Annotated in this window: 12 protein-coding genes; 9 read left to right on the top strand and 3 right to left on the bottom strand. The window is 56.4% G+C overall.

All coding sequences use genetic code 11. The features are described from left to right. Nucleotides 1-49 precede the first annotated feature (49 nt). The 3 genes from icmH to tssJ are packed head-to-tail and all read right to left on the bottom strand — an operon-like array spanning nt 50 to nt 2,930. Nucleotides 50-823: a type IVB secretion system protein IcmH/DotU gene (gene icmH / locus RY831_RS09480; protein WP_326506092.1), complete on the bottom strand. Its 774-nt coding sequence runs from the start codon at nt 821-823 to the stop codon at nt 50-52. Nucleotides 824-840: 17 nt separating this feature from the next. Next, nucleotides 841-2,190, bottom strand: a complete 1,350-nt coding sequence (gene tssK / locus RY831_RS09475) for a type VI secretion system baseplate subunit TssK (RefSeq protein WP_326506091.1) — start codon at nt 2,188-2,190, stop codon at nt 841-843. Between the two features lie 2 nt (nt 2,191-2,192). Then, nucleotides 2,193-2,930, bottom strand: a complete 738-nt coding sequence (gene tssJ, locus RY831_RS09470; RefSeq protein WP_326506090.1) for a type VI secretion system lipoprotein TssJ — start codon at nt 2,928-2,930, stop codon at nt 2,193-2,195. Nucleotides 2,931-3,178: 248 nt separating this feature from the next. Here tssJ and RY831_RS09465 point away from each other — a divergent pair, with 248 nt between their 5' ends. The 9 genes from RY831_RS09465 (at nt 3,179) to tssA (ending at nt 14,686) form a co-directional block, all read left to right on the top strand. Next, a complete protein-coding gene (locus RY831_RS09465) occupies nt 3,179-3,847 on the top strand; it encodes an outer membrane protein assembly factor BamD (RefSeq protein WP_326506089.1) in 669 nt (222 codons plus the stop codon). 42 nt (nt 3,848-3,889) lie between these two features. After that, nucleotides 3,890-4,399, top strand: coding sequence for a type VI secretion system contractile sheath small subunit (tssB, locus tag RY831_RS09460; protein ID WP_326506088.1), 510 nt, complete (start codon nt 3,890-3,892; stop codon nt 4,397-4,399). A 1-nt stretch (nt 4,400) separates the two neighbouring features. Continuing rightward, nucleotides 4,401-5,885 (top strand): type VI secretion system contractile sheath large subunit, encoded by a 1,485-nt coding sequence (tssC, locus tag RY831_RS09455; RefSeq protein WP_326506087.1) that lies wholly within the window; start codon nt 4,401-4,403, stop codon nt 5,883-5,885. Nucleotides 5,886-6,460: 575 nt separating this feature from the next. Further along, nucleotides 6,461-6,967 carry an Hcp family type VI secretion system effector gene (locus RY831_RS09450; protein WP_326506086.1) on the top strand — a complete coding sequence of 169 codons (507 nt, stop codon included), beginning with the start codon at nt 6,461-6,463 and terminating at the stop codon, nt 6,965-6,967. Between the two features lie 217 nt (nt 6,968-7,184). After that, entirely contained in the window at nt 7,185-7,703 is a 519-nt protein-coding gene (tssE, locus tag RY831_RS09445; RefSeq protein ID WP_326506085.1) for a type VI secretion system baseplate subunit TssE, read from the top strand. Between the two features lie 3 nt (nt 7,704-7,706). Continuing rightward, entirely contained in the window at nt 7,707-9,539 is a 1,833-nt protein-coding gene (tssF, locus tag RY831_RS09440; protein ID WP_326506084.1) for a type VI secretion system baseplate subunit TssF, read from the top strand. Continuing rightward, nucleotides 9,503-10,678, top strand: a complete 1,176-nt coding sequence (tssG, locus tag RY831_RS09435) for a type VI secretion system baseplate subunit TssG (RefSeq protein WP_326506083.1) — start codon at nt 9,503-9,505, stop codon at nt 10,676-10,678. The genes tssF and tssG overlap by 37 nt, the downstream gene beginning before the upstream one ends. Before the next feature lie 55 nt (nt 10,679-10,733). Continuing rightward, nucleotides 10,734-13,544 carry a type VI secretion system ATPase TssH gene (gene tssH, locus RY831_RS09430; RefSeq protein ID WP_326506082.1) on the top strand — a complete coding sequence of 937 codons (2,811 nt, stop codon included), beginning with the start codon at nt 10,734-10,736 and terminating at the stop codon, nt 13,542-13,544. Between the two features lie 11 nt (nt 13,545-13,555). Continuing rightward, complete coding sequence (gene tssA / locus RY831_RS09425) at nt 13,556-14,686, top strand: type VI secretion system protein TssA (RefSeq protein ID WP_326506081.1); 1,131 nt, start codon at nt 13,556-13,558, stop codon at nt 14,684-14,686. The last annotated feature ends 184 nt before the right edge of the window (nt 14,687-14,870 follow it).

Raw genomic sequence — 14,870 nt, 5'->3', positions numbered from 1 at the left:
CACCGGATACGCCCGGCGGCGTTGACACGGCCCTCGCGTCGAGACCGAGCTACGGCAGGCTGATCACGATATGCGCCAGCTTGGGAGCCAGCTTGATAAGGTCGTAGTAGCGGCCCAGGGTGCTGTTGACCTGCGCCGCTAGCGCCCAGTTCAATCCTGCATATCCAAGCATGCCCATGCAGCCGAATCCGGCGGCGATGACCCACATCGGCATTTCCGCCCGGATCAGGTGGGCCACGCTGTCAGGCGCTCTCCAGAACGGCGCGAATGCCGCGCGCCGGCCCTTCAGATGGGCGATCTCCTTATCCAGCGTGGCAATCAGGTAATCCAGCTTTTCCTTGCTTTCCAGCGTGTATTTGCCCTGGTACCCGGTGAGCAGGCACATGTAAAACACCTCGAGCGTCTGGACGCTCACAGCCCCCCGCCGGCGCACCTCATCGAGTTCCTTGAAAAACTGCTCGCCGGCCAGTTGATCGCCGAACAGCCTCAGTTGCAGGGGCGAACGCTCCCATTCATCACGTATCGCCATATCGGCACCTAGCACGGCTTCATCGATCGCAGCGCAAAATGCATACTTCGCAGCATAGACGTCATCAGCGGGGACATTGAGCTGACGGGCATCCAGCTCGAAGCGATCGAGCAATTGCATCACGTCCGCCGAAAAAGTCGCCGCCTCGGCGGGAAAATACCTGTTCTTCAGCAGCAGAAGCAGATAGAAGCCGTCATGCAGCAAATCGACAAGCGTTCGCGGATGAGCGGAAGGCTCGCGGTATTCGGTGACGGTGTTCCCGTACAGGGAAGGAATTGCGACATCCTTTGGCATGGTGTTGACCTTGAACGTTATTGGGTAACTGCAAACAGCTCCAGCTTGAGAGCCCGGAAGCCGGAGGGCACGTAAATCATGATGTTGTTGGAAGCGACCATCCGTTCATACAATGCTCCGTGGGGATCTATCGAGAAGTAGTAGCAGCCTGGACGCACCGGGATCGGCGCGGGAACCTGGGGCGCGGCCATCAGCCGGATGCCCGGCATCGCCGACGACACCATTTTCTCAACATCGTCAGGCGCTCCCAGCTTGACGCGCTGGGGGACGGACTCGACAAGCTCCGCAGGCGGCATGTCGGCCGAGACCGACAAGTAGTAGGCTGCATTGCTGGTGATCTTTTCCGAATCCACGCGGCCCAGATGGAAGGAGGGCTTCACCTCCGCCAGCGGAACCAGGAAATAGCGGGAGGAAATGACCGTCTCAAGCAGTTCGCGAATGATATGGTCTACCCGGTGGAAGGCGGGGCCGGGTGCATCATGCCGGTAGCTTGGCAAGTCCGGCAGGCCATAGGCTTTGGAAAATGTCATCAGCTGGCCTGCAAGCCCCAGCAATTCCTGAAACAGTCGCTCCGGATGCAGGCCGGCATGATGAAGCAGGTGCTGAAGCGAGGCGCCCGCGGAATTGACGGTATGGAGCAGCCAGAATGAGGCAATGTCGCCGGAGCGAAACTCGACCACATTGTGCGACGGTTCGCGATGATATCCATACAGCGCCTGCGCTTTTGCGTGAAGCATGTCGAGAAGCCTGCGCAGTATCCGGCACAGTGGCATGGACGACCCGACTGACAGTGACGGCGGCAGGAATGACTCATCAAGTTCAAAACCGCCCAGCGCCCGCGCACGTACGCGGAGCAGCGGCAGGCAGACATAGCGCTCCCGGTTGTCGCGGTCGCTTAGCAAGCGCAGCGACTTTTTCAGGATCGTGACATCGGCTTCGATCGCGCTTGTAAAAAGGTCTGCCGCGACGCGGTCCTGCTGGTGAAACCTGAGCGCTTGTCCTTCAGCGTCTGCTGCGGACGTGAAGTTGGGACCTTGTTCGCGCAGGCGCGGCAAGCCGAGATGAAATACCACGCCGCCGCCGGGCTCGTCGAACTGTCTGAGATCGATATCTGCCGGCAGTTCCTCCATGCCGGGTGCATCGACAAACTCGCCGTCGGGAAGACGCGCCTTGAGTCTGGTCAGGCGAAGAATTCCCAGTGTCAGCGCATCGGTATCGATGCCTATTTCCTGAAGTCCCCACAGATACGGGTGAACGGCACGTCCGAGCTCAGCAAGCCGTTCCTCGTGATAGAGATCCTGGCATTGGAAATGCTGCGGTCGGAGAAAGAGGCCTTCGCCCCAAAGGATCTTGGCTGAACTGCTCATCGTTATGGTCGTGTTTGAGTTTGAATTGTGGACAAGGCGAATCGTTTGCATGGTGCCGCGCTCAGAAGAAGCGCATTTTGTGCGCTCGTTCCCAATGGCGTTGCCCAGGTTGCGGTCATGGCGCAGGCATGCACGCCCACCATGATCGCGTTGCGCGCCGCATCGGCGGACGCAAAGGCCAATCTCCAGCGCTCGCCGGATCGTTTTCGAAAAAAGGCGACGATGCCGAGATAACGTGCGCCCTCCATCATGACCTCCGTGAAATGAAGGGTCTGTCCCGGCAACAGGGTGAGGTCTCTCACTCCCAGCAATGCATTGCCAAGCATGCGGCGCTCGTGTTCTGGATCGAAAAATGCGGTGTGTGGCGAAGACAGGAATGCGGCTGAATCCTGCAGTTGGTACACACGGACTACGATGGCAAGGCCGTTGCCGTTCTCGTCCGAATTCACGTCCGGCGCAGCATCGAGTTGAATCGCGACGGCGGGCGGGTGTCCGGAATGTCGTTTCCCGTCAGGTCTTCCGATGAAGCCTGACGTCAACGCCTCTAGGGCGGCGTCAGTCGCAGGACTGGCAATGGTCTCGCATCCCGATAGCGCCATGCAAAGGTAAAGACCGAGCATGCACGCCTGAAAGCGACGCAACGCGCTACGGCGCATTTGTCTGCGGCAGCTCGGATCGCTGCCACCGGGATTCCGGCGGGCGCAGACGGCCATTCGTATTCCCACCACGTTTGTTGCCATGAATATCGTTGGATAGTTGCAAATAAGATAAAAATCTCATTGTCATTAAATCAATGTTTCAGTTAGTATATCCCTGTCGTTATCAATGTGCTAACGAAATTTGCAACATTGTTTTATTGCAACAGCTTCTTGCAGCGTGTCTTGAAACATGCTTCCGAAGCTAGTCGGTTTCGAACCAGGCTGCCGATATCTTCCAGTTCCATATCGGGAGCAAGGGAATGCATAGCCGGTCTCTATGGAGGTTAGAAATGTACCAACTGCACTATGTGGCAACCCGCAGCGGAGTCCGATCGCGGCTTGCCAGTTTATTGATCGCATCTACGCTCCTGGGCGGCTGCGCCACCCATTCCGTCGAGAGCCCGCGGGCCACGCCCAGCCTTGACGTCTTTGCCCGGGATGCAGATGCGGAGCTTGCCAAAGGCAACAAGGAACAGGCGGTTGCACTGCTGACGCAGGGCGCGCACAGCTACCCAACCAGTGCCATCCCATGGCTCAAAATTGCCAATATCTGGTTTGACGCCGCTAACTATCCTTCCGCGATTTTGGCCGCGAACGAGGCATTGCAACGCGATGCGGCGAGCCAGGAAGCGAAAAGCCTGCTTGTGGTGGGCGGTCTCCGGGTTGCAGCCGGCGCGGTCGCCGGCTTGCGGCCGACGCCTAGAGTCGGCACCAATGTTCGCAGCGAAGCCGAAACCCTGACCAACTCCCTTCGAGCCGCTATCGGTGAAAGCACGCTCGTTCCCGCGCCGCCCAGCGAAACGCGGGCTGCTCCGGTATCCAAAAGGTCAAGGTCCAGGCCTGTCCGTCCAATGGTCAAGCCCAAGGAAGTCACCGGAAGCAACGCCAATGTCAATGCCATTACAACTTTCCGAGGCGCGGCAGGTGCATCGAACGATCCGTTCAAATCACTTAAATAAGATGGTTTGCTCTTAAACGAAACTGGTTACAAGGAAGCGCTTATGTCCAAGAAAGAGAGCGTGCAGAAAAAGCTGCAGCGCGTTCGTCCGCCACGTGTTCATCTCACGTATGAAGTGGATATCGGAGATGCGAGCGAACATAAGGAAATTCCCTTTGTCGTCGGCGTCATGGGCGACTTTTCAGGAAACGCCGAGAATCCGACGTCGAAATTAAAGGATCGCAAATTCGTCAATATTGATGTCGATAATTTCGATGACGTCATGAAAGGAATGGAGCCGAGAGCGGTTTTCCAAGTCAAGAACACCTTAGGCGAGCAGGGAGGGCGGTTCGGCGTCGAACTCAAGTTCCGTTCCATCGAAGACTTTCGGCCGGAAGCCGTTGTCCAGCAGGTCGACCCGCTGCGCAAGTTGCTCGAAGCGCGCAGCAAGCTTTCCGATCTGAGAAACAAGCTTGCCGGAAACGACAAGCTCGAAGACGTGCTTGGGGAAGTGCTGGCGAATACGGAAAGTCTGCAGCGTCTTGGACAGGAAACCCGGAACAAGGACAAATGACATGGAATTGCAAGCTCCTCTACCCGCTGTGTCAGGGATAGCCACAGAAGAAAGTTTGCTCGACAGGGTTGTCAACGAAAGCAAGGTCGCACGCTCCGACAACGAGCGCGCCCGTGCCAAAGACCTGATTGGTGAACTTGTGAACCAGGTCCTCGAGGGAACGGTTGTCATCTCCAGCAATTTGTCGGCGACCATCGACGCGCGCGTCGCCCAGCTTGACAAGCTTATTTCCGACCAACTCAGCGAAATCCTTCATGCCCCGGAATTCCAGAAAATGGAGAGTACCTGGCGCGGCTTGCATTACCTGTGCAAGCATACGGCGACCGGCGAGACGCTGAAGATCAAGATGCTCAACGCAACCAAGCGGGATCTGATCCGCGACTTCAGCAACGCGATCGATTTCGATCAAAGCGCGTTGTTCAAGAAAGTCTACGAAGAAGAATTCGGCACGTTCGGCGGTGCACCGTTCGGTGCATTGATCGGTGACTATGAAATCACCCGTCAGCCTGAGGATGTTTATCTCGTCGAGCAGATGTCCCATGTTGCGGCTGCCGCACATGCGCCATTCATATCGGCGGCATCGCCGGAATTGCTGGGCCTGGAATCATTTGCGGATCTCGGCAAGCCGCGCGACATGGCAAAGATTTTCGACACGCTCGAATACACGAAGTGGAAATCATTCCGCGAATCCGAGGATTCCCGTTATGTCGGGCTTACCGTACCGCGCTTCCTCGGCCGCATGCCTTATCATCCAAAAGAAGGCTCGGTCGTTGAAGGTTTCAATTTCGTGGAAGATGTCGACGGAAGCGACCATTCAAAATACTTGTGGGTCAATACTGCCTACGCCTTTGCGGCTCGCCTGACCAATGCCTTCGAAAACTTCGGCTGGTGCGCGGCTATCCGAGGAGTCGAGGGCGGTGGACTGGTCGAGGATCTGCCCACTCACACTTTCAAGACTGACGATGGTGAAATCGCTCTCAAGTGTCCGACAGAAATCGCGATCACCGATCGTCGTGAAAAGGAACTGAGCGACCTGGGATTCATTCCTCTGGTCCACTGCAAGAATACGGACTACGCTGCCTTCTTCGGCGCGCAATCAGTACAGAAGGCCAGGAAGTACAACACAGATGCGGCCAACGCCAATGCAATCTTGTCCGCACAGATGCAATACATTTTCGCGTCATGCCGAATCGCGCACTATCTGAAGTCCATGATGCGCGACAAGATCGGCAGCTTCGCCGCGGCATCCAATGTCGAGCACTTTTTGAACGATTGGCTTGCGAAATATGTCGTCATGGACGACTCTGCATCGCAGGAAGTCAAAGCGCAGTATCCCTTGAGAGAAGCCTCGGTGAAGGTGGACGAGGTGCCGGGACGACCGGGAGTCTATCGCGCCGTGACGTACCTGCGACCCCATTTCCAGCTGGATGAATTGAGCGTGTCCTTGAGGTTGGTTGCGGACCTGCCGCAATCAGCCAAGTCTTAGCGTCAGCACCGTGGGGTAAGGAGTTGGATAGTTTTATTCGTGACGTTCGTGACTGGTGGAAGGATTAAAAATTTGCTGAAGAAAAATGTGGTGAAATCGTATTGATATAAGAAGAGCTCGGCAAGGCCGCGCGCTTGCAAATATTCTGCGAACATTATTGACGCAGTATCAGATGCGATGCTAGTCCACATTCGACCAGCAAGTTTCTAATACGTAGCACTTGCAGGGGCGATGCAGGCAGACATTACATGCCTGCCCTCCGAGACCGGCAACAAGTACGGGCAACAAGTACGGGCAACACCGTACCCGTAATGTGCGTATGCATGGCTGGCTTGAATCACTTCCCGCCGCAGGAGCGTCGCAGATCGAATCGGCTTAAATCTTAGTTTCAACAAAGTTTTATATCGCAATAGGTACTTCACTCCATCCGCAGTCGACTGCGTGAAGGCGGTGTCCGCTCGTCCGAGCGCAAGCAGAATGAAGACTCGTGCCGCGCTCAAATTAACGCTGCATGGCGAATCATCGTATTGATTTTTCACGCGCATTCGTGCGCATTTATCAAGGAGTAACAAGGCATGAAAGACATTTATCTGAAATTTGAAGGCGGCGACACAAAAATCGAGGGTGAATCGCGTGATGAAGGGCATGCGAAATGGCTGGAAGCGCATTCATGGAGCCATCTGATTCGCCAGCCGAAGTCTGCTACTTCAAGCACGTCCGGCGGCCATACTGCTGAGCGTTGCGAACACGGTGACATGACGTTTGTAAAGGACATCGACTCGACTAGCCCATCGTTGTGGCTGGCTTGCAGCCAGGGCGATACCTTCAGCAAGGTTACGATTGAATTCATGCGTGCCAACGGCAAGGAAAAGGTCAAGTACCTGGAGATCGTCCTCAACCACGTGATTGTTGCGTCGGTGACACCGACCGTACAGGAAGAAGGCTTGCCTACGGAAACGCTGGCGTTGAAATATGCCTCCGTCAAATGGATCTACACAGTCCAGGGAATCGACGGCAAGAAGGGCGGCAGCAATCCTCAAATGTGGAGCCTGGCAAAGAACAAGGCAACAGAAGCTGTCTAGTTGCCGCAACTTAGTTCCAAAGTCGGCACGCCGGCCGAACAAGCAGACTGTCGGGCATCCGCAGCCAAGCATCGTCGGCCGGCAGCACTGCTCTCACGATCATGGCCTGCTGTTTTTCCTGTTGCAGGCCGTCGGCACAGGATCAGGGCAAGCAAAGGAAGCGGGTTGCCTTCGTACGCGCAAGCTATTTCGCTTCAGACGAGTTAAACGAGATTGTATGAACGAATCAATTTTCGCCAAGGCAAAATATCGCCCAAGCTTGCTGGAGCGTCTGGCTGACCATGATCCGCGGTGTTCGAACGAGACCGATGCCTTGCGACGGATAACCGCGGATGCGATGAAAGACTCCGTGGCAAGCGATCTCGAGGCACTGCTTAACAGCCGGTGCGCAATGAGCGAGCAAGTGTTCAAGAGATATCCGGAGTCCCTGAAGTCGATATGCAGTTACGGGATGGGCGACTTCGTTGGTCGAAGTTTGGCGAATCCTTCCGATCGCAACCATATCTGCAGGTCTCTTGAACGCACCATCGCAATCCATGAGCCCAGACTCAAACAGGTGAATATTGCACTTGAGCCGGACAGTCGGACGACGAATCGACTCAGGTTCACCATCCATGCATTACTGATCGCGCATCCGGCGATGGAACCCGTGCATTTCGACGCTTTGCTTCATCCGGCGACATTGAATTACGCTGTCAGCAGATCAGCGCGCCCTTCAATCCAGTCAGTCACTTAAGCCATGGAAGAATTGCTGCCTTATTACGAACGCGAGTTGACTTTTCTCCGGCGTTTGTCTCATGAATTTGCCGAGCGTTATCCCAAGGTTGCAGGGCGGCTTCTCCTCTCCGGGGAGACATGCGACGATCCGCATATTGAAAGATTGATCGAATCCTTTGCCCTGTTGGCGGGGCGGATACATCGCAAGCTCGATGATGAATATCCGGAATTTACGGAAGCATTGCTGCAAGTCGTTTTTCCGCAATTCCTGCGCCCCTTTCCTTCGGTATCCATTGCTCATTTTGATATCGGCGCGGAGCACGATCAATCTGCTGGAATGATGACGGTTCCGCGCCACACGCAACTGAACACGCGGCCGGTGAATGGAGTCTCTTGCCGCTTTCGCACGGCATATGACGTCGACCTTCTCCCGATCCGGATCATGTCCGCTGAATTCGAACAGGTTGTCGATTCGGCTGGCCTAAGTCCAAACGTCGCTGCATCTACGTTTGCAGCCGTCAGGTTGAGGGTTTCCGCGCACCCCGACAGCGCCGGACTCGACTGTCTGCTCCGCCGGCCGTTAAGACTGTTCCTGAACGGCGAGCCAGGCGTTGTGGCCGCCATTCGCCAGGCATTGTTTACTCAACTATCCGGAATATGGATGTCCAGTCCGGAGAGCAGCGTGAAAACACAGCTTCCGAAGGACATTCTCCAGCCGGTCGGATTCGGGGAGCAGGATGCATTGCTTGACGACGACGTGCGCTTTCATCGCGCCTATCAGTTATTGCTCGAATATTTTGCCTTTCCGGAAAAATTCAATTTCATCGATGTCGATTTAACTGGCCTGGCTGGCCGCCTTCTCGCGGGGCAGCGACAAATCGACATCAGGATCGGTCTCTCAAAAGAGTCGGGGCGGAATGCGCAAGCCCATCTTCTCGATCGCATCAGTAAGGAAAACTTTCTGCTTTCCTGCACGCCGGTAGTCAATCTTTTTCCGCGCAACGCCGAGCCTATCCGCGTCACCGAAACGACGAGTTCCTATCCGGTCGTCATCGATCACCGCCACCCCAAGGCCTACGAAATATTCATGTTGCGCCGGGTATTCCGCGTACACGGCGAGAGTGGGGACAGCAAGATCGAGGAGTTCAAGCCTTTTTACTCACTTCGCCACGGGGACGCACATGATCGTCCGGCAAGGTACTGGCATGCAAGCCATCCCGAAAGTCGAGACGGTTTTATGGAGCTTGTGCTGGTTGATTCGGCGCTGCAACCCGATCGTGTCGGCCCCAGTACGCTGAGCATCGATATATCCTGCACCAATCGGAATCTGCCATCGCAATTGCCCTTTGGACTGATTGATGGCGATCTGTTCGCCGATGGCGATCTCCCGGTGAGCGCAGTAAGACTGCTGCGTCGTCCAACACCGAGCTACCGGTTTCCAAACGGCCGCGGAGCACAATGGAGATTCATATCGCAATTGAGCCTGAATCACTTTTCCCTGGACAGCAAGGGACTGGATGCGCTCAAGGAAATTCTCGCGCTGTATGACATTACCGGTTCGGGCACGAATCGCCACCAGATAGAGGGTTTGCTAGCCATAGACTATACCAGCACCGTCACGCGGATCACTGGAAATCCCTATCCAGTCATGGTGCGCGGCGTTGACATTCGCCTGACTGTGGATGAAACACATTATGCGGGGATAGGTTTGTTCATGTTCGCGCAGATTCTCGACCGATTTTTTGGACTGTATGTGCATACGAACAGCTTTACCAGGTTGACGGTCGTCTCCCGGCAAACCGGACAGGAACTCATTAAATGCCTTCCAAGATGCGGCAATCTGGCACCAGTTTGATCGAGCAGTTGGAATGCGAGCCATATCGGTTCGAATTCTTTCAGGCACTTCGCTTACTGATTGCACATCAACGACAGTATTCAGGGCAGACCGACAGCGCAATTCTGGAGCAGTCCATCCGCTTCCGCAATTCGGTATCCCTTGGGTTTCCTCCCAGCGAAATTGAATCGCTCGAACTGCAATGGAGCAGAGCGGACAAGCCCAAGGATCAGCTATCGACGGTGCCGGAAGGCGAGTCTACTTCAATGAATCCCGAGGTTCGGCAGCCCTCTGTCGGCCCGAGGGAAGGGGGAAGTCGTCCAAAGTCGACGGACCGGTTTCAAAAAGCAATCCTCACACCTGCTTTTATGGGGCTGATCGGGCCGTCCGGCGTCTTGCCGCGTCACTACACGCAGCAGGTATCCGACAGGATGCTTTACCACCGCGACACGACCATGCGGGCGTTTCTCGATATTTTCACCAGCCGGGCTGTTTCGCTGTTTTATCAAAGCTGGACGAAATATCGCCTTCACTTGCAATACGAATCGGATCGTCGAAATCGGTTTGTCCCGCTGGTCCTTAGCCTCGGTGGCTTGGGCTCTGGCAGCACGCGCGACAGGCTGGCGGACGGCGGGAAAGGCATAGCGGATGAATCGCTGGCTTACTACGTCGCAGCGATACGAGGTCGACCCAGATCGGCGCAGTGGTTCGCCAGGGTAGTCGAGGACTATTTCAAGGTGCCGGCCAGGACAACCGAGTTTGTCGGACAGTGGATGAGTGTCCCGCCGGAGGAACGGACGAGGCTGGGCCTTCAGCACGCGGTGCTCGGAAGAAGCGCACTCTGCGGCGGTCAAGTCTGGGACCGACAGTCGAGAATCCGCCTCACCTTGGGGCCGATGCGAAAAACCCGATTGTTGGAAATGCTGCCCGGCGCGCCGGGCCATCGCAATCTTGCACGGCTTTTCCGCCTGATGCAGGGACTGGCCTATGACTGCGAGGTTCGCTTGATACTCGACCGGTGCGACGTCTCCGGCGCCCGGCTCCAAACGCATGACGACGGGGTCCGGCTCGGATGGGTCAGCTGGCTGCAAACGCCAACCGCGACGTCGGATGCCGACGATGCAGCCTATCTCCTTGGTCCGGACGACCGCTCTGATTGAGCAAGCGATGCACGACCAATATGCAACACAGACATCAACCTGAACCAGACAAACAATGACAGCCAATCTGAAAGTCCTGATCGGAAAACTGAATCCCGTATGCAAGCGCGCCGCCGCCGAAGCCGCAAACCTGTGCGTCGCACGCGGACAATACGAAGTGGACCTCGAACATCTCCTTCTTGCCTTGCTGGGCGAGAAGAAGAGCGATTTCCACTATCTGCTCAGGCAGTACCGCATCCAAGCTTCCGCGCTCGAAGCGGATCTGGAGCATGAAATCGAAGGTTTCCGTTCCGGAAATGGGCGTACCCCAGTGTTTTCCATCCGCATATCGGCGCTGCTTGAGCACGCCTGGCTTCTTGCATCGCTCGGCGACAGCGGTTCTGCCATTCGCAGTGCCCACCTGCTGCTGGCACTGCTGACCGAGCCTTCCCTGGCGCAATATGCAGTTCGCTGCAGCCGGCGATTCGCCGACTTTCCAGTCGACGAACTCAAGCACAGGCTGGATGACATTATTCTCAAGCTTCCGGAAACCAACTCTGCCGATCTGCGCAGCGAACACCCTGAAGCTTCGGTGGAATCCGAATCGGAGGACGTGCGCTCGGCGAGGCCGGCGACACCGGCACTGGACAAGTTTACCGACAACCTGACCCAGCGGGCGCGCGATGGCAAGATCGATCCGGTGATAGGACGCGACAGTGAAATTGGGCTGGTGATCGACATACTGATGCGCCGGCGCCAGAATAACCCGATTCTGACCGGTGAAGCAGGAGTCGGCAAGACCGCGGTCGTCGAAGGATTGGCGCTGCGTCTGGTCGAAGGCACCGTTCCCGAGGTATTGCAAGGGGTGGAGCTGCACGTGCTCGATCTGGGCCTGCTGCAGGCCGGCGCCAGCGTGAAGGGAGAGTTCGAAAACCGGTTGCGAGGCGTCATCGATGAAGTCAAGTCGGCCCCGCATCCAATCATCCTATTCATAGATGAAGCCCACACCATGATTGGCGCGGGTGGCCCGGCCGGCCAGAGTGACGCCGCCAATCTGTTGAAGCCTGCTCTTGCGCGCGGCGAGCTTCGCACGATAGCGGCGACGACATGGAGCGAGTACAAGAAATATTTCGAGAAGGACGCCGCCCTGGCTAGACGTTTTCAGGTAGTCAAGGTTGAAGAGCCGACGGAAGCGCTTGCCTGCACGATGCTGAGAGGGCTGGCAATGCGAATGGAAAGCCATTTCAAGGTCCGCATTCTCGACGAGGCGATTACGCAGGCGGTATGTCTCTCATCAAGATATCTCACGGGACGCCAATTGCCGGACAAGAGCATCAGCGTGCTTGACACCGCATGTGCCAAAGTGGCGCTGGGACGAGATGCTACGCCGGCACTGCTGACGGAAACGCGGTCCGCGATCCAGGCAATGGCGACTGAAATCGTCATGCTGGAGCGTGAAGCGGTGACTGAATCCCTCGAACCGGGACGCCTTGAACAACTGCTCGCACAACGGCAAAGCGCGATGGAACAGCTGGCCCGCCTGGAACAGCGCTGGGCCGATGAAAAGGCGCTGGTCGGCAGGCTAGACGAACTTCGTGCGAAGCTCGAGGCGCCGCTGGCAGTTACGGGACAAAAGCGCGTCGCAAATTCCGATATCGGCTCAGTCAGTCAAGCCGGTGTCGGGGATGTGCAGCCGCCGTCAAACGTTATTCTGCTCGATGCCGGCACCGCTCCGGGAAGGACGGCCCAGGCAGACGATGCCGGACTAAAAGGGAATGCAAGCGGAGCGAATGGGGACGTGCTCCCCGAATACTCCCGTGTGCTTGCGGAGCTGAAGGCGATGCAGGGCGAATCACCGCTAGTGCCGTTTTGCGTCGACGCGCAAATGGTCGCCGACGTAGTTTCCGCCTGGACCGGAATCCCCGTAGGAAAAATTCTCAAGGATGAAATCAATACCGTACTGAACATTCGAGAAATGCTCGAATCCAGGGTGATCGGACAAACGCATGCACTGGAACAGGTGGCGCGTCGCATCAGGACTGCGCGTGCCAATATCGAAGACCCTTGCAAACCGAAGGGCGTTTTCCTGTTCGTCGGTCCATCGGGTGTGGGCAAAACCGAAACGGCGCATGCGCTGGCCGACATCTTCTATGGCGGCGATCGCAACCTCATCACCATCAATATGTCCGAGTACCAGGAGGCACATACGGTAGCAGGCCTGAAGGGATCGCCGCCGGGTTATGTCGGCTATGGCGAAGGCGGCATTCTGACCGAAGCGGTGCGGCGCAAGCCCTATAGCGTGGTTTTGCTCGACGAGATCGAAAAAGCGCATCCGGACGTGCTGGAGCTCTTCTTCCAGGTATTCGACAAGGGCATCATGGAAGATGCCGAGGGACGCAAGATTGATTTCAAGAATACGATCATCATCCTGACTTCGAATGTCGGCAGTCCCGCAATCATGCAGGCATGCATTAACAAGCCGGCGGACAAGCTGCCTTCGCAGGATGAGCTTGAAGAACAATTGCGTCCGGTTCTGTACAAGAGTTTCAAGGCCGCATTCCTCGGAAGGATGCGGATCGTTCCGTTCTATCCGCTGCCTGACGACATATTGTCGGACATCGTCAGGTTGAAGCTGAAGCGGATCGGCGAGCGCCTGCAAACGAATCACAGGCTCACGCTTTCATTCGGAAAGGAAGTGGTGGATGCCATTGTTGCGCGGTGTGTCGAGATAGATTCCGGTGCGCGCAATATCGACAATATCCTCAATGGATCGATACTGCCTGACATTGCCGGCTTGCTGCTGAAGGCAATATCGGAAGGAGCGGCAGTGCGAGCGATACGTGTAGGTGTTGCGAAATCCGGAAATTTCACCTACAAGCGCGCGTGAAGGAAGAAGGTATGAGTGACGTAACGACGGAGCAGCTGGTAGTGCCGATCTCCGAAGATAATCCTTGCGGCGAAGATTTCTCATTTTCGGCTGAATTTGACCGTATTCATGAGGCTCGTCGCGAAGATGACCCAAGCCTGGACTACGGCGAATGGGCTACGCAGCTAAAGCAGGCCGACTGGAATGCAGTTGTCAGAGAGTGCGAAGCCTTGCTCATGCAAAAAACCAAGGACCTGCGCGTCGCTGCCTGGCTGACGGAAGGCCTTGTCAAGACATCAGGATTTGCCGGGCTGCGCACGGGGCTTGAAGCGCATGTCGGATTGCTCACGCGGTTCAGCGCGGATATTCATCCTCGCATTGACGACGGAGACGACGAGCGGCGTACCGGGACGATATCCTGGTTTGTCCAGCGTGCAGCATATCTGATCCGTTGCGTGCCCTTGACGGAGAGTGTAGTCGGCAGATTCAGCCTGATGAATTATGAAAGCGCGGTGAGTCTGCAGTTGCAATTGCAGCGTCATCCCGATTCGGTTCCGGACATTGAAACCAAAGTGACACTGGAAAAGTTTTCCCGCGCCGTTGCCGCAACCGAGCATGCGCATTTTCCCGCCCAGCTCGACATTGTCGAGCAGTGCATCCACTTGGTGAAGAATCTGGCCAGTCAGCTTGAAAATATACTAGGCGATGGATCGCCGTCAATTACTCCCCTGACCGACAGCCTGGAAGCGATCCAGGAACGCTTACGTGCGATTTGCAAGAGCCTGGGCCTGAAAACCACGGACGACGCAACGGACGACACAACGGACGACATGCCGCAGCATGACGGTCCGCCGAGTACAGTTCCCCCGGCGGGCTTGGTCGATATTGCTCCGATGGTGACGGGGAAATCACCCCCGGCCATGCAATCCTCACATGGCATTGGCAGCCGGACTGAAGCGGTGGAGGCACTCAGGCAGGTGTCGGCCTACTTCCGGAGGGCCGAGCCGCATTCTCCGGTTGCCTATCTGGCAGACAAAGCCTTGCAATGGTCGGAAATGCCTCTGCATTTGTGGCTGCGGAATGTAGTTAAGGACCCGGGTGTGCTAGCTCACCTGGAAGAAATGCTGGGTGCGGAAGACCGCAAGCCTGCACCGGGCGATTGAGTTGCGGTCAAAAACCGTTGCAGCCTTCCTTTCTGGCCAGGGTCCGCCAGGCCCTGCTAGCATTCGGGGCACCATGTTTTCCGAAATGGGAGCCTGCCAGCTCGGATCGAAGCAGAACGAAGTGGATTGGAGCAAGGGGCAGACAAGCAGGCGCCCGCCCTTGCGAAAGATCCGGCAGTCAAGA

The organism is Noviherbaspirillum album, from assembly GCF_035916955.1.
Lineage (GTDB): Bacteria > Pseudomonadota > Gammaproteobacteria > Burkholderiales > Burkholderiaceae_D > Noviherbaspirillum > Noviherbaspirillum album.
This window is presented reverse-complemented; position numbering and strand designations above follow the sequence as displayed.